The sequence below is a fragment of the Streptomyces sp. NPDC001513 genome, assembly GCF_042894695.1.
GTDB lineage: Bacteria > Actinomycetota > Actinomycetes > Streptomycetales > Streptomycetaceae > Streptomyces.
Map to the genome: position 1 here is coordinate 478,980 of NZ_JBIAVU010000005.1, position 26,280 is coordinate 505,259.

The following is a 26,280-nucleotide window of genomic DNA, read 5'->3' on the forward strand; positions in this document are numbered from 1 at the left end:
CGGCGTTTGAGGCGCGGGTTCGGGCGGAGCCCGGCGGGGTCCGGGGCGGAGCCCCGATCTTTGAGCCGCGCCAGCCAATCCGGCCGCACCACTCCAGCCCTGCTGCACCATCCGGCCTCGCCGCACAAGTTCAGCCCCTCCGGCGTTTGAGGAGTGGGGTGCAGGGCGGAGCCCCGGCAGCGGAGCCATGCCGCGGGAAAGAGACGGCCTAGCCGGCCGGCTGCTTTGGGGTCGGTGTGGGCCGGGGGGTGTAGAGGTACGGGTCGCTGTGGAGGCCGCGGGCTGTGACCGTTATCGCGAAGGGGGCGGTCTTGCCCTGGGGGAGCGGGGCGCTCAGGGTGCCCGTCGCGGGGTCGAGGAAGGCCGGGGCGGCGGCGCCGTCCACGCTCACCTGGGCCGGGGTGCCGGCGGGGCCGGGGCCGAAGCCGCCGCCCTCGACGGTGAGCAGGCCGTCGGCCACCGAGACGTCGGTGATCACCGGGTTGGCTCGGACGGCCATCTTGTTCACCAGGTAGGCCCCCGCCGGGGCGCCCGTCAGGGCCCACATCTCGGCGGGCAGCCGGGGGAGCCCGGCGCCGACGTCCGCCAGGAAGAACAGCACCACGTACAGCATCGTGACCGCGCTGAGCGCGACGTACTGGAGGTCGACGAGGTCCGTGCGCCCGCTGTCGTTGGCGATCAGCTCCCGCAGCGGCCGTCGCCCCGACGTGGTCGGTTTCGCGGCCGGCTTGGCCAGCGTGCCGTTCTCCACGCGCAGGCCGACGACCGTCTTCGCCGCGATCAGCGCCACGTACGGGCCGCCGAGCAGCGGCAGGTACACCGTGGTCAGCTGGGACAGGGGGCCGTCGGCGTCCCGGAAGTACGCGACGCCGCCGCCCGCGGTGAGCCCGTACGCGAGGATCGCGAGCAGCAGCCAGACGAGGATCACCGTCCAGGCCAGGGCGAGGGCCGTGGAGGTGGAGAGCCGGCCGTCGCGGCCGGTGACGAACGCCGGGCTGCGGCGCAGCCGCAGGCCGATCGGACCGGCCAGCGCGGCCAGCAACAGCAGTGCGCACAGTGCGGATGCCATGTCGTCCCCCCCCGGATGACGGTGCTGCGTACGAGGGTCTCCCACTGGCCCGGCCATGACAAGTTGGGCCGGGCGCCCGGCCGTTGCCCCGCTACTCCTCGCGCAGCTCCGGCAGGACCGGGAACCTGCGCGGTGCCACCAGCAGCAGGACCAGCAGCGCGGCCACGGCGGCCGCGCTCGCACCGAGGAAGATGTGCTCCACGGCGGCGGCGACGGCCTCGCGCAGGTAGTCGGCGGCGGCCACCGGGAGCAGCCCGGGCCGCTCCAGTGCCTTCGCCACGTCGTCGAGGTGGTCCGGGAGCCCCGGTACGGGCGCGTCGGCCAGGCGGGCGGCGATGGTGGCGTTGGCCACGGCCGCGAGCAGGGCGGCGCCCACGCTCTGGCCGACCTGCCGGCAGAAGAGCACCGAGGCCGTGGTGGTCCCGCGCTCGGCCCAGCCCACCGTGGACTGGACCCCGACGATCAGCGGGAGCTGGAAGAGGCCGAGGGCGCCGCCCAGCAGCAGCAGGATCAGCGCGGGCTGCCAGGGCCGGGCGGGGTGCGGCAGCAGGGTGAAGGAGAACAGGATCACCGCGGCGAGGCCGATCCCGACGGCCGCGGTGTTCCGGAAGCCGATGCGCCGGTAGACGTGCTGGCTGAGGGCGGCGCTGATGGGCCAGCTCAGGGTCATCACCGACATCACCAGCCCGGCGCTGACGGGCCCGAGGCCGAGCACGGACTGGGCGTACGTCGGCATGAAGACCATCGGGGCGACCATCAGCAGCCCGAGCGCGGCCAGGGCCAGGTTGACGGCGGCGATGGTGCGCCGCCGCCAGACCCAGCCCGGCAGTATCGGTTCCTCGGCCCGGCGTTCCACCACGACCACCACCGCGGCCAGCACCGCGCTCGCGCCGAGCAGCCCCAGCGACGGTGCGGACAGCCACGGCCAGGCGACCCCGCCCTGGACGAGCGCGAAGAGCAGCAGCCCGCCGCAGGCGAAGACGGCCAGGGCGCCCGCCCAGTCGACGGGACCCCGGCGCCCGGGGGACCGTACGGGCTCCACCAGGTGACGGGTGATCATCCACAGGGCGAGGGCGGCCAGCGGCAGGTTGAGCAGGAAGATCCAACGCCAGTGCGCGTACGAGGCGAGGAGCCCGCCGAGCGCCGGACCGGCCACGGCCGCGGTGGCCCAGACGCTGGACATCCGGGCCTGGATCCTCGGGCGTTCCTTCAACGGGTACAGGTCGGCGGCCAGGGTCTGGACCGTGCCCTGGAGGGCGCCGCCGCCCAGGCCCTGGACGATCCGGAAGGCGATGAGGGCGGCCATGTTCCAGGCGAGGGCGCACAGCAGCGAGCCGACGAGGAAGAGGCCGATGCCGAAGAGGAGGACGGGCTTGCGGCCGAAGGTGTCGGACAGCTTCCCGTAGACGGGCAGGGTGACGGTGACGGCCAGCAGATAGCCGGAGAAGAGCCAGGAGAAGACGGAGAAACCGCCGAGGTCGCCGACGATCTGCGGCACGGCGGTGGCGACGATGGTGCTGTCGAGGGCGACGAGGGCCATGCCGAGCATCAGCGAGGCGACCACGGGGGCCGGCGGCCTGCCGCCGGCCTTCCGGGCGGCTCCAGCGCCGGCCGCGGCTCCAGCGCCCGCCGCGTCCCCACCGCCCGCCGCACCGGCCGGGGCCTGGGAGCCCGTGGCCGAAACGGCCGCCCCCGCCGTCCCCGGCGCGTGGTCCGCACGCCCCTCGGGTATGCCGTCCTGGCCTCCGCCCGTGCTCTCCGCTGCGGCCACCGAGATTCCTTCCCCCTGCACGTAACTGCGGGGAACACCTTCTCACCGCCCCCGCGTCCCGCGGTATCCCCCAGGCCTGCTCCCCCGAAGGGCGGACATCCCCTAGGGGTCCCTCCACACAACGGGCCAGGGGCGGTTCCTCCCGGCGGAGGAGGTGAGGGCCCCCGGCGTCTCCTTAACTGGAACATACGGACCGGGAGGTGGGGGGTGGGGATAACCCCCGGGTGGATACGGCGATGGGCACCAGCGTGCCGACGCCCCCACCCGCCGCAGACTTCATGACGACGACGCACACAGGCGAAAAGGGAGAACGACCGTGACAACGGCTATGACCGAAACCAGGCACGGGGGTACTGGAGGGCATGAAGCCGTCGCGGCCCGGGCGCGGAAGCTCGTCAAGGCGTACGGCTCGGGGGAGACGCGCGTCGTCGCCCTCGACGACGTGGACGTGGACATCATGCGCGGCCAGTTCACCGCGATCATGGGCCCCTCCGGCTCCGGCAAGTCCACGCTGATGCACTGCCTCGCCGGTCTCGACACGGTGACCAGCGGGCAGATCCACCTGGACGACACCGAGATCACCGGGCTGAAGGACAAGAAGCTCACGCAGCTGCGCCGCGACCGGATCGGCTTCATCTTCCAGGCCTTCAACCTGCTGCCCACGCTCAACGCCCTCGAGAACATCACGCTCCCCATGGACATCGCGGGCCGCAAGCCCGACGCGGAGTGGCTGAACCGGGTCGTGGAGACCGTCGGCCTCGCCGGCCGGCTCAAGCACCGCCCGACCGAGCTCTCCGGCGGCCAGCAGCAGCGCGTGGCGGTCGCCCGCGCCCTCGCCGCCCGCCCGCAGATCATCTTCGGTGACGAGCCGACCGGAAACCTGGACTCCCGCGCCGGCGCGGAGGTCCTCGGCTTCCTGCGCCGTTCGGTGGACGAGCTGGGCCAGACCATCGTCATGGTCACCCACGACCCGGTCGCCGCCTCCTACGCGGACCGCGTCATCTTCCTGGCCGACGGCCGGATCGTCGACGAGATGTACGGGCCCACCGCCGACCAGGTCCTGGACCGCATGAAGGACTTCGACGCGCGCGGGCGGACCTCATGAGCACCGTCCTGAAGACCTCGCGGCGCAACTTCGTCGCACACAAGGGGCGGATGGCGCTCTCCGCCGTCGCGGTCCTGCTCTCCGTCGCCTTCGTCTGCGGCACTCTGGTGTTCACCGACACCATGAACACCACCTTCGACAAGCTGTTCGCCGTCACCAACTCCAATGTGACCGTCAGCCCGAAGGAGGCCAAGGGCGGGGAGGAGACCCCCGACCGCGGCAAGCCCGAGATGCTCGCGGGCTCGGCCGTCGAGCAGATCAAGAAGGCCGAGGGCGTCAAGAGCGCCGAGGGCGGCGTCGTCTCGATGTCCGTCACCGTGGTCAACTCCAAGAACGAGAACATGGGCTCGACCACCGGTGCCCCGACCATCGCGGGCAACTGGAGCGACAACGAGCTCAAGTCGATGAAGATCACCTCGGGTCAGGCGCCGCGCGGCCCCACCGAGGTGATGGTCGACGCCGACACCGCGAAGAAGCACGGTCTGGGGCTCGGTGACGAGCTGCGCACCATCGCCATCACCGGCGACATCCGCGCCAGGATCAGCGGTATCGCCACCTTCACCGTGACCAACCCGGGCGCGGCCATCGTCTACTTCGACACGGCCACCTCGCAGCAGGCCCTGCTCGGCTCCGCCGGCTCCTTCACGCACGTCAACGTCACCGCCAAGGACGGCGTGAGCGACGAGCAGCTCAAGCAGAACGTCGCCGCCGCCGTCGGCGCGGACACGTACAAGCTGCAGACCGCCAAGGAAGCCGCGGACGCCAACCGCAAGGACGTCGGCTCCTTCCTGAACGTCATGAAGTACGTGATGCTCGGCTTCGCCGGCATCGCCTTCCTCGTCGGCATCTTCCTGATCTTCAACACCTTCTCCATGCTGGTCGCCCAGCGCACCCGCGAGATCGGCCTGATGCGTGCCATCGGCGCCGACAGCGGACAGGTCCTCAAGTCCGTGGTCGTCGAGGCCTTCCTGCTCGGCGTCGTCGGCTCGGTCCTCGGTGTCGGCGCGGGCGTGGGCCTGGCCGTCGGCCTGATGAAGCTCATGGGCCAGATGGGCATGCACCTGTCCACCGACGACCTGACCGTCGCCTGGACCACCCCGGTCGTCGGCATCGTCCTCGGTGTCCTCGTCACCGTCGTCTCCGCCTACGTCCCGGCCCGCCGCGCCGGCAAGGTCTCCCCGATGGCCGCGCTGCGCGAGTCCGGCACCCCGGGCGACAAGAAGGCCGGCCGCATCCGCGCCGCCCTCGGCCTGGTCCTCACCGGCATCGGCGCCGCGGGGCTCTTCCTCGCCGCGGCCGCCGAGAAGGCCGGCCCCGGATCGCTGTGGCTGGCCCTGGGCGTCGTCTTCAGCCTCATCGGCTTCATCGTGATCGGCCCGCTGCTCGCCGCGGGCGTGGTGCGGGTGCTCTCCGGCGTCGTGCTGCGGCCCTTCGGGTCGGTGGGCCGGCTCGCCGAGCGCAACGCCCTGCGCAACCCGCGCCGCACCGGCGCCACCGCCGCCGCGCTGATGATCGGCCTCGCGCTGGTCGCCTGCCTGTCGGTGGTCGGCTCCTCGATGGTGGCCTCCGCCACCGACGAGCTCGACAAGTCCGTCGGCGCGGACTACATCATCAACTCCGAGACCGGGCAGCCCATGCTGCCGCAGGCCGAGCAGGCGCTGCGCGCCACCGCGGGCCTGGACCACGTCACCGCCTACCGCGAGGTGCCGGCCAAGGTCACCGCCCCCGACGGCGCCACCGAAGAGGTGGGCCTCGGCGCCACCGACCCGACGTACGCCCAGGACATCCGGCGCAAGATGGTCGCCGGCGAGCACGCGGCGGCGTACGGCAAGGACTCCATGTCGGTGGGCTCGGAGTACGCGACCCAGCACGGCATCAAGCTCGGTGACGAGCTGACGGTCGCCTTCACCGGCGGCAACACGGTCAAGCTGAAGGTCGCGGCGATCACCAGCGACGGCGGCAACATCGACAAGACCATGAAGTACATCAGCACCGAGGTCGCCCGGGCGAACGTCCCGGCCGACCGGCTGCCGCTGCCCTTCATGCTGCTGGCCAGCGCGAAGGACGGGCAGTCCGACGCCGCCGCGTACAAGGCGGTCAAGGCGGCGATGGCGGAGTACCCGCAGTACGCGGTGCGCAACCAGGCCGACTACAAGCAGTCCCTCAAGGACCAGGTCGGCCAGCTGCTCAACATGGTCTACGGGCTCCTCGGCCTCGCCATCATCGTCGCGGTCCTGGGCGTCGTGAACACCCTGGCCCTGTCGGTGGTCGAGCGGACCCGCGAGATCGGCCTGATGCGCGCCATCGGCCTCTCCCGCCGCCAGCTGCGCCGCATGATCCGCCTGGAGTCGGTGGTCATCGCCCTCTTCGGCGCCCTGCTCGGCCTCGGCCTGGGCATGGGCTGGGGCGCCAGCGCCCAGCAGCTGCTGGCGCTCCAGGGCCTGAAGGTCCTGGAGATCCCGTGGCCGACGATCATCGGGGTGTTCGCCGCCTCGGCCTTCGTGGGCCTGTTCGCCGCACTGGTCCCGGCCTTCCGGGCAGGGCGGATGAACGTCCTGAACGCGATCGCGAGCGAGTAACCGCTGCGCGTTCGTACGGGGGAGCGCGCCGGCCCGGGACCTTTGGTTCCGGGCCGGCGCCTTGTGGTCGGTACAGCCGCTCGTCAGCCGCTCGTCATCCGCGCTGCATCAGGACGATCCCGGCGGCCTCGCCCACCACGGTGTACCGCTCACCGGGGTGCAGCTGGCCGGCGTAGACGACGGGGTCCTCGCCGGCCCACTTGGAGGAGTTGTCGATGGTGATCCAGTCGGGGACCACGCCCTTGCTGCCGCCGATCCACAGGACGCGGCAGCGGGAGGTCAGCCGCGTCAGCGGGGTGGTGTCGGCCTCCACGGTGGCCCCGTCGGGGATCCGGTCGAGGAGCCGCTCGACGGCCGTGACGCGGTCGGGCTTCTCGTACGTACGCGCTTCCGTGAGCTTGGCGGTCGGCATGGCCGTCGCGGCCAGGGCGAGGCCGGCGGCGAGGACGGCGGTGGGCAGCTGGAGGGAGTAGGCGCGCAGCCGGGGCCGCTCGCTGCGCCGGAACGTGTCGATGGCGTCGACGAGGGCGAGCGAGACGACGGGCATGAGCACGGCGCTGTAGTGCCAGTCGGTGGACCAGTAGTGGTCGTCCCCGGACAGGAACCGCCAGCCGAGGGTGGGGGCGGCGACCAGCAGCAGCGGTGAGCGCAGGGCGAGCAGTCCGGTGGTGGGGATCAGCACCCATCCCAGGGTGGCGAGCTTGGTGCCGGTGCCGGCGAACGGGCCGCCGCCGTCGATCTTGTGCCAGTAGCCGTAGCCCTCGGTGGCGAAGGCCGGTATGAAGACGGTGAACACCAGGACGGCGAAGACGGCGCCGAAGGCGGCGACGCCGAGCGCGGTCCACGCGGTCCGGCGGTCGGTGGTCCAGGCCCGCCAGGCCACGACCACGGCCAGGGCGGCGAGCGTGAAGCCGAGGTCCTCCTTGACGAGGACCAGCGGCAGCGCCCACAGCAGCGCGGCCCGCCAACGCCGGGCGAGCACCGCCTCCAGCGAGAAGGCCAGCAGCGGCATGGCGAAGGCGATCTCGTGGAAGTCGAACTCCACGGCCCGCTGGACGCCCCAGGACAGCCCGTACGCGATGCCGATCGCGACGCCGCGGGCCCGGCCCAGGAGCCGTCCGGCCGCCCTGGTGACGGGGACGGCGGACAGCGCGAACAGCGCGGCCTGCACGACGAGCAGGGTGAGCGGGCCGGGGAAGAGCCGGTACACGGGGGCGGCGAGCGCGATGATCGGGCTGAAGTGGTCGCCGAGGATGTTGGCGCCCGGCCCCTTCAGGTCCGCGACGGGCTCCTGCAGGTGCGCGTACGCGCGGATCGCCTGCTCGAAGATGCCCAGGTCCCAGGAGGCCCAGTCCATCCGCCGGAACCGCCCGACGGAGAGGACGAGGTAGACGAGGAACAGGCCGCCGGCGACCGCGTACGGTCCGGCCCACCGGTTCCCGACGGGCTTCGACCGCACCGGTTTCGCCCGCACCGGGTCCGGCGGCGCCGGATCCGCCACGGTTTCCGGCCGGACTATGGCATCGCTCGTCACGGCCTTCGTGCCCCCTCGGCGAGCTCTGACGTCAGTACCTCGACATCGTAGAGGGGCTCGAACACGCCCCCGGTTGCGTCCCGGGGCCCTTCGGTCCGGGCCCGTGCGGGCGCCGGGCCGTCACCCGCACGGGCGACCTGAATCCCGCGCGCGTGGCGGCGGGGCGCGTCGTAGGGTGGGAACCCCCGGCCCGTGCGACGTGTCGGGTCCTTCGCGTTGCCCCCTCACCGGACGGAAAGCCTCCTTCATGAGCCTGCACGGACTGCTCGACGCCGTCACCCGGGACCCCGCCCTCGCCGAGGCGGTCACCGCGGCCGGGGACGGCAACCGCATGCACGTGGACCTGGTCGGCCCCGCCGCCGCGCGGCCCTTCGCGATCGCCGCGCTGGCCCGGCGGACCGAGCGGACGGTGCTCGCGGTCACCGCCACCGGGCGCGAGGCCGAGGACCTGGCCGCCGCGCTGCGCTCGCTGCTGCCGCCCGACGAGGTGGTGGACTATCCGTCCTGGGAGACGCTCCCGCACGAGCGGCTCAGCCCGCGCAGCGACACCATGGGCCGCCGGCTCGCCGTACTGCGCCGCCTGGTGCACCCCAGCAAGGACGATCCGGCGGCCGGACCGGTGAGCGTGCTCGTCGCCCCCATCCGGTCCGTGCTCCAGCCGCAGGTCAAGGGCCTCGGGGAGCTGGTCCCGGTCAGCCTGCGCCAGGGCGGGAGCGCCGACCTCGGGGAGATCACGGCGGCGCTGGCCGCCGCCGCGTACGCACGCGTCGAGCTCGTCGAGAAGCGCGGGGAGTTCGCCGTGCGCGGCGGCATCCTCGACGTGTTCCCGCCCACCGAGGAACACCCGCTGCGCGTCGAGTTCTGGGGCGACGAGGTCGAGGAGATCCGCTACTTCAAGGTCGCCGACCAGCGCTCCCTGGAGGTCGCCGAGCACGGGCTGTGGGCCCCGCCCTGCCGCGAGCTGCTGCTGACCGACGCCGTACGGGAGCGGGCCGCGGCCCTCGCCGAGGCCCATCCCGAGCTCGGCGAACTGCTGAACAAGATCGCCGAGGGGATCGCCGTCGAGGGCATGGAGTCCCTGGCCCCGGTCCTCGTCGACGACATGGAGCTGCTGATCGACGTCCTGCCGGCCGGGGCGATGGCCGTGGTCTGCGACCCCGAGCGGGTCCGCACCCGGGCCGCCGACCTCGTCGCGACGAGCCAGGAGTTCCTGATGGCCTCCTGGGCGGCCTCCGCGGGCGGCGGCGAGGCCCCCATCGACGTCGGCGCGGCCTCGCTGCGCGGGATCGCGGACGTCCGCGACCGGGCCCGCGAGCTGAACATGATGTGGTGGTCGGTCTCCCCCTTCGCCGCCGACGAGGCGGTGGGCGGGGCTGTGACATCAGCCGGCGAGCCGGCGGTCCTGAAGCTCGGCATGCACGCGCCGGAGGCCTACCGCGGCGACACCGCCCGGGCGCTGGCCGACACCAAGGGCTGGATCGCCGACGGCTGGCAGACCGTCTACCTCACCGAGGGCCACGGACCGGCCGCCCGGACCGTCGAGGTGCTCGGCGGCGAGGGCATCCCGGCCCGGCTGGAGGCCGAGCTCCGCACCCTGGAGCCGTCGATCGTCCACGTCGCCTGCGGCTCGATCGACAACGGTTTCGTCGACCCGGCCCTGAAGCTCGCCGTCCTCACCGAGACGGACCTGACCGGCCAGCGCACCGCCACCAAGGACCTGGGCCGGATGCCGACCCGGCGCCGCAAGACGATCGACCCGCTGACCCTGGAGGCCGGCGACTACATCGTCCACGAGCAGCACGGCGTGGGCCGCTACGTCGAGATGGTCCAGCGGACCGTGCAGGGCGCCACGCGCGAGTACCTGCTGGTGGAGTACGCGCCGGCCAAGCGCGGCCAGCCGGGCGACCGTCTCTACATCCCCACCGACCAGCTGGAGCAGGTCACCAAGTACGTCGGCGGCGAGGCCCCGACCCTGCACCGGCTCGGCGGCGCCGACTGGACCAAGACCAAGGCGCGCGCGAAGAAGGCGGTCAAGGAGATCGCCGCCGACCTCATCAAGCTCTACAGCGCCCGCATGGCGGCCCCCGGCCACACCTTCGGCCCGGACACCCCCTGGCAGCGCGAGCTGGAGGACGCCTTCCCGTACGCGGAGACGCCCGACCAGCTCACCACCATCGCCGAGGTCAAGGAGGACATGGAGAAGTCCGTCCCCATGGACCGGCTGATCTGCGGCGACGTCGGCTACGGCAAGACCGAGATCGCGGTCCGGGCGGCCTTCAAGGCCGTCCAGGACGGCAAGCAGGTCGCCGTCCTCGTCCCGACGACCCTCCTCGTGCAGCAGCACTTCGGCACCTTCTCCGAGCGGTACGCGCAGTTCCCCGTCATCGTGAAGGCGCTGTCCCGCTTCCAGAGCGAGACGGAGTCGAAGGCCACCCTGGAGGGGCTGAAGGAGGGCTCGGTCGACATCGTCATCGGCACGCACCGGCTCTTCTCGCAGGAGACGAAGTTCAAGGACCTGGGCCTGGTCATCGTCGACGAGGAGCAGCGCTTCGGCGTGGAGCACAAGGAGCAGCTGAAGAAGCTCCGCGCCAACGTCGACGTGCTCACCATGTCCGCGACCCCCATCCCGCGCACCCTGGAGATGGCGGTCACCGGCATCCGCGAGATGTCGACGATCACCACCCCGCCGGAGGAGCGGCACCCGGTCCTCACCTTCGTCGGCCCGTACGAGGAGAAGCAGATCGGCGCGGCCATCCGCCGCGAACTGCTGCGCGAGGGCCAGTGCTTCTACATCCACAACCGGGTCGAGTCCATCGACCGGGCGGCCGCCAAGCTGCGCGAGATCGTGCCCGAGGCGCGGATCGCGACGGCGCACGGCCAGATGTCGGAGCAGGCCCTGGAGCAGGTCGTCGTGGACTTCTGGGAGAAGAAGTTCGACGTGCTCGTCTCGACGACGATCGTCGAGTCCGGCATCGACATCTCCAACGCGAACACCCTGATCGTGGAGCGCGGCGACAACTTCGGCCTGTCCCAGCTGCACCAGCTGCGCGGCCGCGTCGGCCGTGGCCGCGAGCGCGGGTACGCGTACTTCCTGTACCCGCCGGAGAAGCCGCTCACGGAGACCGCCCACGAGCGCCTGGCCACCATCGCCCAGCACACCGAGATGGGCGCGGGCATGTACGTGGCGATGAAGGACCTGGAGATCCGCGGCGCGGGCAACCTGCTCGGCGGCGAGCAGTCCGGTCACATCGCGGGCGTCGGCTTCGACCTCTACATCCGCATGGTCGGCGAGGCGGTGGCCGACTACCGGGCCGCCGTCGAAGGCGGGGTGGAGGAGGAGCCGCCGCTGGAGGTCAAGATCGAGCTGCCGGTCGACGCGCACGTCCCGCACGACTACGCGCCCGGCGAGCGGCTGCGCCTGCAGGCGTACCGGTCCATCGCCTCCGCCAACTCCGAGGCGGACATCAAGGCCGTGCGGGAGGAACTCACCGACCGCTACGGCAAGCTGCCCGAGCCCGTGGAGAACCTGCTGCTGGTGGCCGGTCTGCGGATGCTCGCCCGCGCCTGCGGGGTCGGGGACATCACCCTCCAGGGCAACAACATCCGCTTCGGGCCGGTGGAACTGCGCGAGTCGCAGGAGCTGCGCCTCAAGCGGCTCTACCCCGGGACGGTGCTCAAGCCCGCCACCTCGCAGGTACTGGTCCCGCGCCCGAAGGCGGGCAAGATCGGCGGCAAGCCGGTGGTCGGCCGGGAACTGCTGGCCTGGACGGGCGAGTTCCTCACCACCATCCTCGGCTCCTAGCCGGAGCACACGTCAGTCGACCTCGTAGACGTCCGCCTCGGCCGGAACGTCCACCTGCACCGGCTGGTTGATGCCGGTGTAGGCGAGGTCGATCCCCTCCGGGCCGGCCGCGGTCACCTTGAGGAGGTACGGCTCGCCCTTGGCGGCCACGCGGAAGACGTGCTTGGGCGCGGTGATCGTCACCGCCTCCTGGCCGTCGACCTCGGTCAGCCCGTCCTGCTGTGAGCCCAGGAAGCCGTAGAACGACTTCAGCATGCCGTCCCGGTCGCACAGGTCGGCCAGTCCCTTCAGCACGGGGTCCGATGCCTCCTTGCGCATCCACCGGGTCGTGGCGTCCTTGAACAGCTGGTCCGCCTCCTCCTTGGGAAGGCCCTCCGTCTGGGTGCGGGCGAAGGCCTCGTCGCTCTGGACGAACACGTGGTCCCGGGTGCGGATCACCTTGAGGTAGCCGGTCGAGAGCGACATCGTGCCCTTGCACTCGCCCGTCTTGCTGATCGAAAGGTTCACCTGCGTCGCCACGCCCTTGGCCAGCGTCTTCCCGCTGACGGTGAACGAGGACGCGCTGCGCAGCGCCGTCACGGACTTGTCCAGCGACTGGGCGTTCGGCACGTCGGGGAACGCCCGGGGCGGCTTGGTCACGCAGCCGGAGAGCCCGAGTGCCGTGACACCCGCGAGTGCGACGGCGGCGGTCAGGCGGTGAGCGGTGTGCACGGTGACTCTCTTCATCGGGGAGCGGGACGGAAGGAGAGTACGGGGCAACCCGGCGGAGGCCGGGGGCGGGAGGGGTTCGTGCTGCGGGCCGCCGCCGGGCGCCGTGCAGCGACCGTGCAACGGTTGCGCGCATCCCCTCACTCCTGGCCGGGAACGCTGTATACCCTCAGACCCGAAACTTCTTCCGCACGGCCCGTCAGGAGCAGCGATGCACGGCCCCGGCCTTCCGCCGCAGCACGCCCCCCAGTCCACCGACGGGGGTGTGGTGGCACTGCGCGTGGTGTTCATGCTGCTGCCCATCCTGAGCTGCGGCTTCCTCGCCTGGGGCTCGATGCTGCGGCTCGCCCTGGTGACCCGCAAGTCCCGCGACTGGGTGCTGCTGGTGGTCACCGGCGCGCTCGCCGTGCTGTGGATGACGCTGATCCAGCTCGACCCGACGCCCGACGTCAACGGCTGGCAGGGCAACCTCGGGGCCGGTGGCTCGATCTTCACCGGCTTCGCCATCTGCGTGTACTTCCTCGTCGCGGACATCAAGCACCACGAGGCCCGGCGCACCGCACTGCCCGCCTACGGGTACCCGTCCGCGCCCTACGCCCACCCGCAGCAGGCCTCGCCCGCCTACGGGTACCCGCACGCCCAGACGCCCGTGCCCCAGCAGCCCGCCGCCGCGCCGGTCCCGCCGCAGGCGCCGCCGCAGCCGACCCCGCCCCCGCGCATCGGGCAGGTCCGCGCCGAACTCGACGAGCTCAGCGAACTGCTGCGCAAGCAGACCCCGCCGCCCGGCGGCCCCTACCAGGACCCGAACCAGACCGCGATCCAGGACCCGAATCAGTGACGGACCGGCTCATCGGAGACCGCTACCAGCTGGCCTCCATCCTGGGGCAGGGCGGCATGGGCCAGGTCTGGACCGCGTACGACAAGCGCCTGGACCGCCGCGTCGCCGTCAAGCTGCTGCGCCCCGACAAGGTCGCCGGCCCCGGCACCGTCGCCGAGGAACTGCGCCGCCGCTTCGTGCGCGAGTGCCGGGTGACCGCGCAGGTCGACCACCCCGGCCTGGTCACCGTGCACGACGCCGGCAGCGACGGCGACGAGCTCTTCCTCGTCATGGGCTACGTCGAGGGCACCGACCTCGCCGACCACCTCGCCGAGCACGGCCCCTACCCCTGGCAGTGGGCGGTCGCCGTCGTCGCGCAGCTGTGCTCGGTGCTCTCCGCCGTGCACGCGGTGCCGATCGTCCACCGCGACCTCAAGCCGCGCAACGTGATGGTCCGCCCGGACGGCACCGTGCTCGTCCTGGACCTCGGCGTGGCCTCGGTGATGGACACCGACACCACCCGCCTCACCAGCACCGGCACCCCCATCGGCAGCCCCGCGTACATGGCGCCCGAGCAGGCGATGAGCGGCGCGGTCGGCCCGTACACCGACCTCTACGCCCTGGGCGTGCTGCTCTACGAACTCCTCAGCGGCAACGTCCCCTTCGCGGGCTCCACCGCCCTCGGCGTGCTCCACCGCCACCTGTACGAGCCCCCCGCCCTGGTCCGGCCCAAGCGCCCGGAGGTCCCGCAGGAGCTGGAGACGCTCCTGATGCGCCTGCTCGCCAAGGACCCGCAGGACCGGCCCGCCTCCGCCCAGGCCGTCTACGAGGCCCTCGCCCCGCTGCTGCCCGCCAGCGGCAGCCGGGCACCCGCCGGCCCGCTCGATCCGACCCGCCCCTTCCTGCGCCCGCACGCCCCCTGGCCGGACCGGGCCACCGTGATCCCGCCGCAGCCGACCTCACCGCCCACCCCGGTCCCGACGCCCGCCCGGCCCGACATCCCCGGCGCCGTCGACGAGGCCCGCAAGCTCCTGGACCAGGGTCGGCTCACCCAGGCCGGGGACATCCTCGGCGGCATCCTCCCGGCGGCGGCCGCCGAGCACGGGGAGCACTCCCCGGTGGTCCGCTCCCTGCGCAAGCAGTACGCCGCCACGCTGATGGACGACGGCCAGTACCGCCGCGCCCTGCCGGAACTGCGCCGCCTCGCCGACGAGTTCCCGGCCGGCGACCCGCAGTCCCTGCGCTTCCGCTACGACGCGGCCCAGTGCCTGGAGCAGCTCGGCGAACCGGCCGCCGCCCTGGCGGAGTACCGCTCGCTGCTCCCGCTCTTCGAGAACCACTACGCCAACCCGGACCCGGGCCTGCCGCTGGAGGTCCGCCGCCGGATCGCGCACCTGCTGCTCTCCCTCGGCGACCGGCAGGCGGCCCACGAGACCCTGGCCCGGCTGCTGTTCGACGCGGACCGCCTGCACGGTCCGGCGCACCCCTTCCCGTCCGAGATCCGCCGCACCCTGCAGTGGCTCGGTCAGATGCGCTGACGCCGCCGGAGCACCAGGGCGGTCAGCACCACGAGGGCGAGCCCCGCCGCCGCCGCGCCGGGGACCAGCCCCGGCGGGCGGAACGAGCAGCTGAGCGTGGTGGTGCGGCCGTCCAGGGGCAGGGCCACCAGTCCCAGATGGGCCGCGGCCGGGCGGCCGTTGCACGTCCAGCCGGCGATCGCGGGCACGGAGAGGACCGCCGTGCCCGTGGCCCCCGAGGGCAGTTCGGCCCGGATCCGCGAGGAGCCGACGTGCAGGGAGGTCGCCGCCGTGGCGCGCAGGACGGCCACCGCGCTGTCGAGGCGGGCCCGGTCCAGGCAGGACAGGGTCCACCGCGCCGGCGGTGACGCGTCGAAGACCAGGGCCGAGGAGGCCCCGCGGGAGACGCCCATCGGCTGCAGGGCCGCCCGGTTGCGGGGGGCGTTGCCGTTCAGGCGGAAGGCGGGCCCGTCCGCGAGGCGGGCCGTGGCGTTGTACTCCGGCGCCCACAGGTAGGCCTCCGTGCCCGCGCGGCAGACACCCGGCGCGAGCGGGTCCTCGTACACCCGGGCGCCCAGGAGCAGTTCCTGGTTGGCGAAGGGGGAGTCGCCGTAGGAGAGGGGCGCGCCGGGCGGGCGGGTCGTCACCAGCGGGGGGACCTCGGCGCGGCGGACCGTGCCGTCGGGCTGCAGCCGCGCGCCCACCGCGAACAGGGCGTCCGTCACCGGGTTGTCGATGCTCTGGACGTTGCGTCCGCGCGAGGTCCAGCCGGCCCCGAGGGCCACCATCGTGTGCGTGAACACCTCCGGGGTGTGGCTGCTGTAGTACGAGCCGCCCTCCCCGCCCAGCAGCATCGGGTCGTTGCCCGACAGGGCGGGCCGGCTCGGGTCGGTGCGGTACGCCGGCCAGCCCTCGGCGCCGGCCAGCGCCTCGGCGCGCGCGGTGTGGGCCGCCCCCCAGGACGGGTAGTCGTCGAGCCCGCCCAGCTTCCCCTTGTGCCCGTACGCGGTCGTCGCGGCCGCCTGCGCCAGCAGGACCACGGCCAGCAGCCCGGCGGCCGGGAGCGCCAGCCGGCGGTGGCGCAGCGCCCACCAGGCGGCGCCCGCCAGTGCCAGCCCGCCCGCGAACAGCGCGTACCCCCAGTCGGTCCCCAGCGTGCTCCCGCGCGACCAGAGCACGGCGGCCGTGAGCAGGCCCGCCCCCGCCGCCAGGGCCGGCGGCCTCGGCAGGCCGGCCGCCAGCCCGGTCCAGGCGGCGATCACGGCGATCCCGGCGAGCACGAAGGTCTGCCGGTACGGGCTGCCGTTCGGGGTGGCGAACAGGTGCCAGGCCAGGTGGGTCGGGGCCCACTGGAGCGAGAGCGCGACGGCCACCGTCAGCCCCGCCCACCAAAGCCGGGCGCGCACCGGCACCGCCCGGTGGAAGGGCAGCGCGGCCACCAGGAGCAGGGTCCCGGTGCCCACGAAGACGGCGGGGGAGGAGAAGGAGTACGTCGCGGGCAGCAGCCGGGCGAAGAGGTCCGCCCAGGACACCGGCCGGAACTCCTTGACCCACCCCGGGTAGGCCTGGCCCGAGCTGAGGAAGAGGGGGACGAGCACCGGAGCCGCGAGCAGGATCCCGAGCAGGGTCGTCCCGGCCGCCCGCGCGATCACCGCCGTCCGGGTCCGCAGCCCCTCCCGGGTCAGCACCACCCGTACCACCAGCACCAGCGCCGCACCCAGCGTCGCCATGTAGGCGGTGTAGAAGTTCGCCGTCCAGCAGACGGCGACGACCAGCGGCGCGAGCACGAGCCGGCGCCCGCGCAGGGCCCATTCGCCGGTCAGGCACAGCAGCGGGAAGGCGATCAGCCCGTCCAGCCACATCGGGTTGTAGGAGGCCTCGATCACCGACCAGCCGCACAACGCGTACGAGGCCCCGAGCAGCCCCGCCGCCCACCACGGGCCGCGGCGCTGGGTGCGCAGCAGCCAGGCCGTCGCCGCCGCCGCGACCGTCATCTTGAGCACGGTCACGACGTACACCGCGAGGTCTATGTCCGCGCGCGGGAACAGCCCGACGAGCACGGAGAGCGGGCTCGTCAGATAGGTGCCCAGGTCGGGCAGGAAGCTGGTCCCGTACCCGGACTGCCAGTTGAACAGCAGTCCGCCCTCCGCACGGCCGTGCAGCAGGTCCCACAGGTGCGCGTGGAACGGCACGAACTGATTGCCGAGGTCGTTGATGCTGCGGTGGCGCGGTCCGTACGGGAAGACGCGGGCGGCGGCGTCCCCCGCACACACGGCCACCGCCGTGAGCAGGGCGGCGAGCGCCGAGCCGGACAGGCTCAGGCGGCGCGGCGAGCGGTGCGGTGAGCGGTGCGGTGTCGACATGGTGGGCCGACCCTGGCACCACCGGGGGACCGAAGGATGGCCGCCAGATGAACGCGCACCCCGACACCTCGGGAATCGTTGGTCGAACCGGTGGCTCGGACCACCCTGACTGCATACCATCGATCACCGCACGGCCCTTGTGCACCGACGCACAATCTCCCGGCCCTGGAGGCTCCTTTGCACCGTCGCACAGCGCTCTCCGTCTCCACCGCCCTGCTCCTGGCGGCGCCCCTGCTGTCCGCCTGCTCGGGCGAGGCCCGGCCCGGCACCGCGGCCGTCGTCGGCGGCGAACGGATCACCACCTCCGCCCTCCAGGCCCAGGTCAACGACGTCCGCGTGGCGCAGAACCGGACCGGGCAGGCCGCCGCCGAGCTCATCGCGAGCACCCCCAACCTGGAGCGCCAGAAGCTCGACTCGATGCTCCAGAGCCACGTCATCGACAAGATGGCCGAGACCGCCGGCGTCTCCGTCTCCGTCAAGGAGATCGAGGACGAACGGCAGGCCTACGTGGAGGAGAACAAGGGGGCCGAACAGTTCGAGGCGCTGCTCCTGCAGAAGGGCGCCATGGCCCCCGGCCAGGTCGACCGCTTCCTGCGGGACCGGGTCCTGCTGACCAAGCTGACCGCGAAGTACGGCCAGGGGAAGCTGGAGGAGCCCGCCCGTGCCGCCGCGACGGCCCTGCACATCGAGGTCAACCCGCGGTACGGCGCCTGGGACGTCAAGCAGATCAGGCTCGGCGCCGGGGAGACCCCCTGGATCACCCAGCGGACCCAGCCCGAGCAGGCACCCGCCGGAGCCTGACGCGCCCGGCCGGAGGTAGGTTCGGAGGGTGACCGAGCACTCCGAGCCCACCGCCGCCGAGCCCACGGGCCGCATCGTCCTGCTGACCACCAGCCACCGGGTCGCCCCCGGCGTGCTGTCCTGGCCGGCGTGGCAGACCCTGCACGCCGCGGACCGGGTGCTGTGCGCCGACCCCGGCCACCCGCAGCTGCCGTACCTGCGGGAGGCCGGCATCGAGGTCGCCTTCGGGACCCCGGACGCGCACGAGCTGGTCGAGGCCTGCGCGGGCGGCCGCACCGTCGTGCTGCTCCCGGGCGGGGAGGGCGACCAGCGGCTCACCGACGGGCTGGCCCGGCTGGCCGGCTCCGGCCGGATCTCGATGCCCGACCTGGAGCTGCTGCCCGGCTCGTACGACCTGCCCGGCGCGCGCCTGCTCGACCTGGTCCAGGTGATGGACCGGGTCCGGCGCGAGTGCCCGTGGACCTCGCGGCAGACCCACAAGGGCCTGGCCAAGTACGCGATCGAGGAGGCGTACGAGCTCGTCGAGGCCATCGAGGACGGGGACCGGGAGGAGCTGCGCGAGGAGCTCGGCGACGTCCTGCTCCAGGTGGTCTTCCACGCGCGGATCGCGGAGGAGGGCGGCGGCGCCACCGAGGACGGGGAGGGCGGGGAGGACGCCGGGGACGGCGTCGGGGCGTTCTCCATCGACGACGTGGCCGGGGCCCTCGTGGAGAAGCTGATCCGCCGGCACCCGCACGTCTTCGGCGACGCCGAGGCCGAGACCCCGGAGGACGTGAACGCGCACTGGCAGCGCACCAAGGCGGTCGAGAAGCAGCGGGAGTCGGTCACCGACGGGATCCCGGTGGGCCAGCCCGGTCTGGCGCTCGCGGCCAAGCTCGCGGGCCGGGTCCGTACGGGCGGCGTGCCCGTGGAGCTGCCCCGCGGCGAGGGCATCGGGTACGAACTGCTGGCACTGGCGGCACGCGCCGAGGCGGAGGGGACCGACCCCGAGACCGCGCTGCGCGCGGCGGCCCGCGTCTACCGGGACGCGATCCGCGCCGCCGAGGGCGTCGGCGAGCAGCCCGGGCGGTAGCCCCGGACGGTGGCCCCGGACGGTGGTCCCGGGCGGCGTTCAGTCGTTCCCGTACTCCCGGGGCGCGCGGGCCGCGGGGTTGTGCCAGTGCGGCGCGGGGCGGTTCAGGAACCACTCGCCGAAGCCGACCGGGCGGCCCCCGGGCCCCTGGCCCTTGTCGGCGGCGGGTACGGCGTCGTGGAAGAGGCGGCCGGGCCGGGCGCCCAGCTCCTGGAGGAGGTGGACGGTCTCCTCGATGAACTGCGGCGGGCCGCTGAGGTAGACGTCCTGGTCCGGCCACAGGCCGCGGTGGCCGAGCGCCGTCGCGAGCCGGTCGGTGGCCTGGTTGCGGTGCTGCCCGGGGGCGGGCGTGATGTAGGTGACGCCGAGCCAGCGGCAGGAGGCGGCGTACGTGTCGATGAGCGGGCGGTCGTAGAGGTGCGCGCCGTCCCGCGCCACCACGAAGAGCCGTACGTCCTGATCGGGAGGGTGTTCCGCGAGGTCCTCCAGCATCGCCCGGATCGGCGCCCAGCCGGTGCCGGCGGCGATGAGGCTGACCGGGCGGCCGGCGCGGCGGAAGGTCAGCTGCCCGCCGGCGGCGCCGAGCCGCAGGACCTCGCCGGGCAGTGTCTCGCCGACCAGCGCGGTGCTGAGGCGCCCCTGGTCGATGCGGCTGACGTGGAGGTCGACGGTGCCGTCGGGGCGGGGGGCGTTGCCCAGGGAGTAGGTGCGCCACGTCGCCGGGACCCGCTCGCTGCACACGCTCGTGTACTGGCCCGGTACATAGGGGAAGGGGGCGTGCGGCCGCAGGGTCAGCACCCCGATGTCCTGCCCGTACCGGAGGTGGCGCACGACCTCCGCGTCCCACCACGGCGGGTCCTTGCTCGCGTCGGCGCCGGCCGTCATCGTGTCGGCGATCACCTGGTAGGCCTCGGCCCAGGCCTTCTCCACCTGTGGGGTCCAGGCCTCTCCGGAGGTCGCGGCGAGCGCGGCGAGGAGGCTGGAGCCCACGGCCACGTAGTGCTCGGGGCGGGCCAGGAACTTGCGGTGGTCGCGCCCGAGGTCGCGGAGATAGGGGAGGAGGCTCTCGTCGTCGAGGTGGGCGATGACGTGGGTGAGCGCGGCGAAGACGCGGTCCCGCTGCCGTTCCATGTCCTCGGAGGAGGCCGGGAAGAGGTCACGGATTCCGGGGTTGTGCCAGAAGAGGTGGGAGTAGAAGAACTTGACCGCGTGCTCGGCCCGTCTCTCCACCACCGCGAAACTGCTTTTCAAGATCCTCACATCCACAAAACCGAAAGTAGGAACGCCGGGGAAGGTGAGGTCAAGCGATGGCCGATCTACGGACAGCCGCGACGAACGGGCCATATGGGATGCCGGTCCCGCGCCGGGATACGGTCGTGACGTGCATGAGCAGACCCCCGCAGAACCCGCCGACACCCCTTCCGCCGAGGGCCCGACCCTCTTCGACTGGGAGTTCGCGACCGACCCCTACCCGGCCTACGCCTGGCTGCGCGAGCACGCGCCGGTGCACCGCACCAAGCTCCCCAGCGGGGTCGACGCCTGGCTGGTCACCCGGTACGCCGACGCCCGCCAGGCCCTCGCCGACCAGCGGTTGAGCAAGAATCCGGCGCACCACGCGGAACCGGCGCACGCCAAGGGCAAGACCGGGATCCCGGGGGAGCGCAAGGCGGAGCTGATGACGCACCTGCTCAACATCGACCCGCCGGACCACACCCGGCTGCGGCGGCTGGTGTCGAAGGCGTTCACCCCGCGCCGGGTCGCCGAGTTCACCCCGCGGGTGCAGGCGCTCACCGACCACCTGATCGACGCCTTCGCGGCGAAGGGGGAGGCGGACCTCATCCACGAGTTCGCCTTCCCGCTGCCCATCTACGCCATCTGCGAGATGCTCGGCGTGCCGCGCGAGGACCAGGACGACTTCCGCGACTGGGCCGGGATGATGATCCGCCACGGCGGCGGCCCGCGCGGCGGCGTCGCCCGCTCGGTGAAGCAGATGCGGACCTATCTCGGTGAACTCATCCACCGTAAAAGGGATGATCTGGGCAATGACCTCATCTCGGACCTGATCCGGGCGAGCGACCACGGCGACCACCTCACCGAGGCCGAGGCCACCGCCATGGCCTTCATCCTCCTCTTCGCCGGCTTCGAGACGACCGTGAACCTCATCGGCAACGGGGTCCACTCCCTCTTCATGAACCCCGGCCAGCGCGAGCGCCTCCAGCGCTCCCTCGCCGCCGGCGAGACCGGTCTGCTGGCCACCGGTGTCGAGGAACTCCTGCGCTACGACGGCCCCGTGGAGCTGGCGACCTGGCGGTTCGCCACCGAGCCGCTGACCCTCGCCGGGCAGCGGATCGAGGCCGGGGACCCGGTCCTGGTCGTCCTCGCGGCCGCCGACCGCGACCCCGAGCGGTTCGCGGAACCGGATACCCTCGACCTCTCCCGGACCGACAACCAGCACCTCGGGTACGGGCACGGCATCCACTACTGCCTGGGCGCCCCGCTCGCGCGACTCGAAGGACAGACGGCGCTCGCGACCCTGCTGACCCGCCTGCCCGATCTGGAACTGGCTGTTCCGCCCCAAGACCTGCGCTGGCGTGGGGGGTTGATCATGCGAGGGCTACGTACTCTTCCCGTCCGGTTCACGGCTCAAAACACTTGCGCGGCTTCTGATGAAAAGTCAGATCCCGCTTGAACTTGTGACAATCGTTCGAAGGCCGCTAGGTTCTGCCGTTACCCCGCTGTTATGCGAAAGGTGCACCCTCATGCGTTCCGGGAACGGCCGCCACAGACGCCCCCGCCAGGTCCCCGCGCTGGTAGTCACAGCCGGAGTCACTGGCTCCGCGTTGGCCCTGCCGCTGCTAGCCGCCACCAATGCCACCGCTGCCGACACCGCGACCTGGGACAAGGTCGCCGAGTGCGAGAGCGGCGGCTCCTGGAGTGCCAACTTCGGCAGCGGCGCGTACGGCGGGCTGCAGTTCACCCAGGAGGAGTGGAAGAGCGCCGGCGGACTCGACTTCGCCGAGCGCGCCGACCTCGCGAGCCGCTCCCAGCAGATCGCCGTGGCCGAGCGGGTGCTGGCCTCGCAGGGGCCGCAGGCGTGGCCGCTGTGCGCCACCTCGGCCGGGCTGGAGCAGCAGAGCCCCGCCGCCCAGGTGGATCCCGGTCTGGCCGGCAGCACCGGGACGATCGCCCCCTCGCCCTCCCGCCCGGACGACGCGGTGCCGTCCACCACCGGCGGCGAGCCGGCCAAGGACTTCGGCGCCCCGACCCACGCGGCCCCCAGCCCGACCGGCAGCCCCTTCCTGATCCCCGACGCCCCGTCCGTCGGACTCCCCGTCATGCCGGCGCCGGACGTCCCGACGACGCCTCCCGTCGACCCGTCGCAGCCGACGGTCCCGGGCACCCCGGGCACCACCCCGCTGCCGCCCGTCGACCCGACGGCTCCGACCCTCCCGGTGGACCCCTCGTCGCCGACGACCCCGCCCGCCACCCCGGGGGCGACCCCGACGGACCCGGCCGCCCCGACCGCCCCCGCGACCCCGGGCGCCACTCCGGACGGCGCTGCGGCCGAGGGCAGCGGCAAGCACCGAGGCGCCCCCGCGCCCGAGGCCCCCGTCCCGTCTGACGCCGCGTCGATCCCCACGTACACGGTCCAGGAGGGCGACAGCCTGGCGACCATCGCGGTTGCCAAGGGAGTCAAGGGCGGCTGGAACGGCCTCTACGAGGCCAACGAGCAGGTCATCGGCGAGGACGCCAACCTGATCAAGCCCGGCCAGAACCTGGATCTAACCGCGCAATAAGGACACTTCAGGCGCCCGGAAAGAACTGATTGTCGGTTATCTGTAAGTGAGACATGTGTCTCTTCCGGTCAACTGGCGTGTCCCGCCCCGGGGCTTCCGCAAACCCCGCCCTCACCTGCGCAAACACCCCTGCGGAGAGCGCAAGTAGGGCCCCTCTCTCCCCGATGTTCCTCGTTGAACATCGGGGAGAGACCTGTCTACCTTCTGATTCGCCCGCCACCGCGGGCTCCTTCGACCGCATCGCCGAATCCTGCCGGCGGACGGGGGGAACAGTCGTCGCGTCAAGCGCCGAAGGCAGGAGCGGGGGAACCAAGGTAGGCGCCGGGAGCGGCCGTTGAGAGACGGTCACGCCACCGGCTAGGGGTTAAGACGTGCGCTAGGTCGCACGGCCGGGCAACTCACTCGCCCGAACCCGACAGCTCACCTCGTAGGCGTCGGTGAGGAGAAACTCCATGCTGCTTTCCGGCAAGGGCAAGCACCGTCGCGCCTCCAAGGCCGTCCGCATCGTCACGCTCGCCGGTGTCGCCGGTGTGGCCGTCGCCGCCCCCCTGATGGCCGCGGGCACCGCCAGCGCCGCCACCGCGTCCGAGTGGGACAAGGTCGCGCAGTGCGAGTCCGGCGGCAACTGGTCCATCAACACGGGCAACGGCTACTACGGCGGACTGCAGTTCTCGTCCTCGACGTGGGCCGCGTACGGCGGCAAGTCGTACGCCGCGCAGGCCAACCAGGCCTCGAAGTCCCAGCAGATAGCCGTCGCCGAGAAGGTCCTCAAGGGCCAGGGCAAGGGCGCCTGGCCGAGCTGCGGCAAGGGTCTGTCGAACTCCTCCTACACCGGTGGCGGCACGGAGACCTCGACGCAGAACAAGCCGAAGGCCGACTCGAAGAAGACCGAGCAGAAGTCCACCCCGAAGGCGACCCCGAAGGCCACGCCGAAGAAGGAGACCAAGCGCTCCGAGGCCCCGACCACCCGCTCCGAGCGCCCGGCGGCCCCCGAGGCCCCGAAGACCGGCAACGGCTCGTACGAGGTCAAGCCCGGCGACACCCTCGGCACCATCGCCGAGGCCAACGGCGTCAAGGGCGGCTGGGAGAAGCTCTTCGAGCTGAACAAGGACATCGTCTCGGACGCCGACCTGATCTTCCCGGGTCAGAAGCTGAAGCTCAGCTGAACACTGCGGCAATAGCCGCAGCAGCGCACGCAACGCACAGCGTTCCCCCCGCCCGGCGCGTCTCCCCCCACGCGCCGGGCGGCGGTGTGCGCACCGGGTGACGGGCGGCGAACCAGAGACCTAATGTCCCGGAAGCGGGGTATTCGGTCCCTTTTTCGTCCCAGGGGTCGGGCGGTCGGCCGGCCGAGTGCCCCGGGCCGGTTAGGCTCTAAGCGGCAAGGCCGTCCCACGGCCTGACATGCCACCGCACACCCAGCGTCACATCCCAGAAGGAGATGCTCGTGCCGTCCATCGACGTCGTCGTAGCCCGGGAAATCCTGGACTCCCGAGGCAACCCCACGGTCGAGGTCGAGGTGGGCCTCGACGATGGCAGCACCGGCCGTGCTGCAGTCCCGTCCGGCGCCTCCACCGGTGCATTCGAGGCCATCGAGCTCCGTGACGGTGACCCCAACCGTTACTTCGGCAAGGGTGTCGAGAAGGCCGTCCTCGCCGTCATCGAGCAGATCGGCCCGGAGCTCGTCGGCTACGACGCCACCGAGCAGCGCCTGATCGACCAGGCCATGTTCGACCTGGATGCCACCGACAACAAGGGCTCCCTCGGCGCCAACGCCATCCTCGGCGTCTCCCTCGCCGTCGCGCACGCCGCGTCCGAGGCCTCGGACCTGCCGCTCTTCCGCTACCTCGGCGGCCCGAACGCGCACCTGCTGCCCGTTCCGATGATGAACATCCTCAACGGCGGGTCGCACGCCGACTCCAACGTGGACATCCAGGAGTTCATGATCGCCCCGATCGGCGCGGAGTCCTTCTCCGAGGCGCTGCGTTGGGGTGCCGAGGTCTACCACACCCTCAAGAAGGTCCTGCACACCAAGGGCCTCTCCACCGGTCTGGGCGACGAGGGCGGCTTCGCGCCGAACCTGGAGTCCAACCGCGCCGCGCTCGACCTCATCGTCGAGGCCATCAAGCAGGCCGGCTACACCCCGGGCAAGGACATCGCGCTCGCGCTCGACGTCGCCGCGTCCGAGTTCTACAAGGACGGCAAGTACGAGTTCGAGGGCCAGTCCCGCTCGGCCGCCGAGATGACCGAGTACTACGAGGAGCTCGTCTCCGCGTACCCGATGGTCTCCATCGAGGACCCGCTGTACGAGGACGACTGGGCCGGCTGGAAGACCCTCACCGACAAGCTGGGCTCCAAGGTCCAGATCGTCGGCGACGACCTCTTCGTCACCAACCCGGAGCGTCTGGCCCGCGGCATCGAGGAGGGCTCCGCGAACGCCCTGCTCGTGAAGGTGAACCAGATCGGTTCGCTGACCGAGACCCTGGACGCCGTCGAGATGGCCCAGCGCAACGGCTTCAAGTGCATGATGTCCCACCGCTCCGGTGAGACCGAGGACGTCACCATCGCCGACCTCGCCGTCGCCGTGAACTGCGGTCAGATCAAGACCGGCGCCCCGGCCCGCTCGGACCGCGTCGCCAAGTACAACCAGCTGCTGCGCATCGAGGAGATCCTCGACGACGCCGCGGTGTACGCGGGCCGCAGCGCCTTCCCGCGCTTCAAGGGCTAATCACCCCCCTGAGGGGCTGGCCTCCGTACGTCCCCGCACTCGGTCCCGTACCGTGTGCGGGGACGTATTTGCGTAGTGCGTACACAGGGGAGGCGGACCAATGGCCGGGAACCGGGATCGGTTCTCCACCTTCTCCACCGCGACCAGGCTCAAGCAGCTCGGTGAGCGGACCGCCGCCCACGTCTACCGCTCGCAGTCGCGCCGGCAGGTCCGCCGCAGCCGGCTCACCGGCCGGGCCGCGCTCCTGGTGCTCGTCCTCTGTACCCTGGTCGTCGCCCTCGCGTATCCGATGCGCCAGTACGTCTCCCAGCGCTCGGAGATCGCGGAGCAGCAGCGGGCCGCCGCCACCGCCCGGGTCCGCCTGGAGCGGCTGCGCGACGAGAAGGCCCGCTGGCAGGACGACGCCTACGCGGAGCAGCAGGCGCGCAGGCACCTGCACTTCCTGCGCCCGGGGGAGATCGGCTACATCATGAGCGACCCCGGGGCCCAGCCCCCGGAACCGCACCGGACCGGCCAGGCCGGCTCCGACCGCCCCTGGTACTCGAACGTCTGGGACGGCGTCGACAAGGCCGACCGCCCCGGCGACTGAACCAGTTCCATCCGTCATAGAACCGAAC

At 72.4% G+C, this 26,280-nt stretch carries 18 protein-coding genes and 1 riboswitch; of the genes, 12 read left to right on the forward strand and 6 right to left on the reverse strand.

Annotation, left to right across the window (positions count from 1 at the left end; all coding sequences use genetic code 11):
- Positions 1 to 208: 208 nt before the first annotated feature.
- Both ACFYZ4_RS14135 and ACFYZ4_RS14140 read right to left on the reverse strand, forming a co-directional pair.
- Complete coding sequence (locus ACFYZ4_RS14135) at positions 209 to 1,069, reverse strand: hypothetical protein (RefSeq protein WP_351292306.1); 861 nt, start codon at positions 1,067 to 1,069, stop codon at positions 209 to 211.
- Between the two features lie 91 nt (positions 1,070 to 1,160).
- On the reverse strand, positions 1,161 to 2,618 hold the full coding sequence (locus ACFYZ4_RS14140; RefSeq protein WP_351292360.1) for an MFS transporter: 1,458 nt from the start codon (positions 2,616 to 2,618) through the stop codon (positions 1,161 to 1,163).
- A 550-nt stretch (positions 2,619 to 3,168) separates the two neighbouring features.
- Between ACFYZ4_RS14140 and ACFYZ4_RS14145 the strand changes: the two genes are divergently transcribed.
- On the forward strand, positions 3,169 to 3,945 hold the full coding sequence (locus ACFYZ4_RS14145; RefSeq protein ID WP_376620465.1) for an ABC transporter ATP-binding protein: 777 nt from the start codon (positions 3,169 to 3,171) through the stop codon (positions 3,943 to 3,945).
- Complete coding sequence (locus ACFYZ4_RS14150) at positions 3,942 to 6,524, forward strand: FtsX-like permease family protein (protein WP_351292308.1); 2,583 nt, start codon at positions 3,942 to 3,944, stop codon at positions 6,522 to 6,524. The genes ACFYZ4_RS14145 and ACFYZ4_RS14150 overlap by 4 nt, the downstream gene beginning before the upstream one ends.
- Before the next feature lie 94 nt (positions 6,525 to 6,618).
- Here the strand turns inward: ACFYZ4_RS14150 and ACFYZ4_RS14155 are convergent, their stop codons facing one another.
- Positions 6,619 to 8,058, reverse strand: coding sequence for a DUF2079 domain-containing protein (locus ACFYZ4_RS14155; RefSeq protein ID WP_351292310.1), 1,440 nt, complete (start codon positions 8,056 to 8,058; stop codon positions 6,619 to 6,621).
- A 247-nt stretch (positions 8,059 to 8,305) separates the two neighbouring features.
- Here ACFYZ4_RS14155 and mfd point away from each other — a divergent pair, with 247 nt between their 5' ends.
- The gene (gene mfd / locus ACFYZ4_RS14160; protein WP_351292312.1) at positions 8,306 to 11,860 is read left to right on the forward strand and encodes a transcription-repair coupling factor; all 3,555 of its coding nucleotides are present in this window, start codon (positions 8,306 to 8,308) and stop codon (positions 11,858 to 11,860) included.
- A gap of 12 nt (positions 11,861 to 11,872) precedes the next feature.
- Here mfd and ACFYZ4_RS14165 read toward each other — a convergent pair whose 3' ends face one another.
- Entirely contained in the window at positions 11,873 to 12,571 is a 699-nt protein-coding gene (locus ACFYZ4_RS14165) for a hypothetical protein (RefSeq protein WP_351292314.1), read from the reverse strand.
- A 208-nt stretch (positions 12,572 to 12,779) separates the two neighbouring features.
- Between ACFYZ4_RS14165 and ACFYZ4_RS14170 the strand changes: the two genes are divergently transcribed.
- Both ACFYZ4_RS14170 and ACFYZ4_RS14175 read left to right on the forward strand, forming a co-directional pair.
- Positions 12,780 to 13,406 carry a hypothetical protein gene (locus ACFYZ4_RS14170; protein ID WP_351292316.1) on the forward strand — a complete coding sequence of 209 codons (627 nt, stop codon included), beginning with the start codon at positions 12,780 to 12,782 and terminating at the stop codon, positions 13,404 to 13,406.
- Positions 13,403 to 14,923 (forward strand): serine/threonine-protein kinase, encoded by a 1,521-nt coding sequence (locus ACFYZ4_RS14175; protein ID WP_351292318.1) that lies wholly within the window; start codon positions 13,403 to 13,405, stop codon positions 14,921 to 14,923. The genes ACFYZ4_RS14170 and ACFYZ4_RS14175 overlap by 4 nt, the downstream gene beginning before the upstream one ends.
- On the opposite strand, the gene ACFYZ4_RS14180 is transcribed toward ACFYZ4_RS14175, so the two are convergent.
- Positions 14,911 to 17,265 (reverse strand): YfhO family protein, encoded by a 2,355-nt coding sequence (locus ACFYZ4_RS14180; RefSeq protein ID WP_351292320.1) that lies wholly within the window; start codon positions 17,263 to 17,265, stop codon positions 14,911 to 14,913. The two genes, ACFYZ4_RS14175 and ACFYZ4_RS14180, sit on opposite strands and share 13 nt — an antisense overlap.
- A 177-nt stretch (positions 17,266 to 17,442) precedes the next feature.
- Here ACFYZ4_RS14180 and ACFYZ4_RS14185 point away from each other — a divergent pair, with 177 nt between their 5' ends.
- Positions 17,443 to 18,066 carry a SurA N-terminal domain-containing protein gene (locus tag ACFYZ4_RS14185; protein ID WP_390784002.1) on the forward strand — a complete coding sequence of 208 codons (624 nt, stop codon included), beginning with the start codon at positions 17,443 to 17,445 and terminating at the stop codon, positions 18,064 to 18,066.
- A 28-nt stretch (positions 18,067 to 18,094) separates the two neighbouring features.
- Entirely contained in the window at positions 18,095 to 19,138 is a 1,044-nt protein-coding gene (locus tag ACFYZ4_RS14190) for a nucleoside triphosphate pyrophosphohydrolase (RefSeq protein WP_351292324.1), read from the forward strand.
- Positions 19,139 to 19,177: 39 nt separating this feature from the next.
- On the opposite strand, the gene ACFYZ4_RS14195 is transcribed toward ACFYZ4_RS14190, so the two are convergent.
- The gene (locus ACFYZ4_RS14195; RefSeq protein ID WP_390784003.1) at positions 19,178 to 20,398 is read right to left on the reverse strand and encodes a globin domain-containing protein; all 1,221 of its coding nucleotides are present in this window, start codon (positions 20,396 to 20,398) and stop codon (positions 19,178 to 19,180) included.
- 121 nt (positions 20,399 to 20,519) lie between these two features.
- On the opposite strand from ACFYZ4_RS14195, the gene ACFYZ4_RS14200 reads away from it, so the two are divergent.
- The 5 genes from ACFYZ4_RS14200 to ACFYZ4_RS14220 all read left to right on the forward strand — a co-directional run bounded on the left by ACFYZ4_RS14200 (position 20,520) and on the right by ACFYZ4_RS14220 (position 26,252).
- Complete coding sequence (locus ACFYZ4_RS14200) at positions 20,520 to 21,827, forward strand: cytochrome P450 (protein WP_351292328.1); 1,308 nt, start codon at positions 20,520 to 20,522, stop codon at positions 21,825 to 21,827.
- A gap of 70 nt (positions 21,828 to 21,897) precedes the next feature.
- Positions 21,898 to 22,935: a transglycosylase family protein gene (locus ACFYZ4_RS14205; protein ID WP_351292330.1), complete on the forward strand. Its 1,038-nt coding sequence runs from the start codon at positions 21,898 to 21,900 to the stop codon at positions 22,933 to 22,935.
- Between the two features lie 276 nt (positions 22,936 to 23,211).
- Positions 23,212 to 23,384, forward strand: a riboswitch (cyclic di-AMP (ydaO/yuaA leader).
- A gap of 3 nt (positions 23,385 to 23,387) precedes the next feature.
- On the forward strand, positions 23,388 to 24,101 hold the full coding sequence (locus ACFYZ4_RS14210) for a transglycosylase family protein (protein ID WP_351292332.1): 714 nt from the start codon (positions 23,388 to 23,390) through the stop codon (positions 24,099 to 24,101).
- Positions 24,102 to 24,376: 275 nt separating this feature from the next.
- The gene (gene eno / locus ACFYZ4_RS14215) at positions 24,377 to 25,663 is read left to right on the forward strand and encodes a phosphopyruvate hydratase (protein WP_073919099.1); all 1,287 of its coding nucleotides are present in this window, start codon (positions 24,377 to 24,379) and stop codon (positions 25,661 to 25,663) included.
- 100 nt (positions 25,664 to 25,763) lie between these two features.
- On the forward strand, positions 25,764 to 26,252 hold the full coding sequence (locus ACFYZ4_RS14220) for a septum formation initiator family protein (protein ID WP_351292334.1): 489 nt from the start codon (positions 25,764 to 25,766) through the stop codon (positions 26,250 to 26,252).
- Positions 26,253 to 26,280: the final 28 nt, after the last annotated feature.

Coding starts and splice junctions, on each gene's coding strand:
- ACFYZ4_RS14135 (WP_351292306.1), bottom strand. CDS start 1,069: ATGGCATCCGCACTGTGCGCACTGCTGTTGCTGGCCGCGCTGGCCGGT.
- ACFYZ4_RS14140 (WP_351292360.1), bottom strand. CDS start 2,618: ATGCTCGGCATGGCCCTCGTCGCCCTCGACAGCACCATCGTCGCCACC.
- ACFYZ4_RS14145 (WP_376620465.1), top strand. CDS start 3,169: ATGACCGAAACCAGGCACGGGGGTACTGGAGGGCATGAAGCCGTCGCG.
- ACFYZ4_RS14150 (WP_351292308.1), top strand. CDS start 3,942: ATGAGCACCGTCCTGAAGACCTCGCGGCGCAACTTCGTCGCACACAAG.
- mfd (WP_351292312.1), top strand. CDS start 8,306: ATGAGCCTGCACGGACTGCTCGACGCCGTCACCCGGGACCCCGCCCTC.
- ACFYZ4_RS14170 (WP_351292316.1), top strand. CDS start 12,780: ATGCACGGCCCCGGCCTTCCGCCGCAGCACGCCCCCCAGTCCACCGAC.
- ACFYZ4_RS14180 (WP_351292320.1), bottom strand. CDS start 17,265: ATGTCGACACCGCACCGCTCACCGCACCGCTCGCCGCGCCGCCTGAGC.
- ACFYZ4_RS14205 (WP_351292330.1), top strand. CDS start 21,898: ATGCGTTCCGGGAACGGCCGCCACAGACGCCCCCGCCAGGTCCCCGCG.
- ACFYZ4_RS14210 (WP_351292332.1), top strand. CDS start 23,388: ATGCTGCTTTCCGGCAAGGGCAAGCACCGTCGCGCCTCCAAGGCCGTC.
- eno (WP_073919099.1), top strand. CDS start 24,377: ATGCTCGTGCCGTCCATCGACGTCGTCGTAGCCCGGGAAATCCTGGAC.
- ACFYZ4_RS14220 (WP_351292334.1), top strand. CDS start 25,764: ATGGCCGGGAACCGGGATCGGTTCTCCACCTTCTCCACCGCGACCAGG.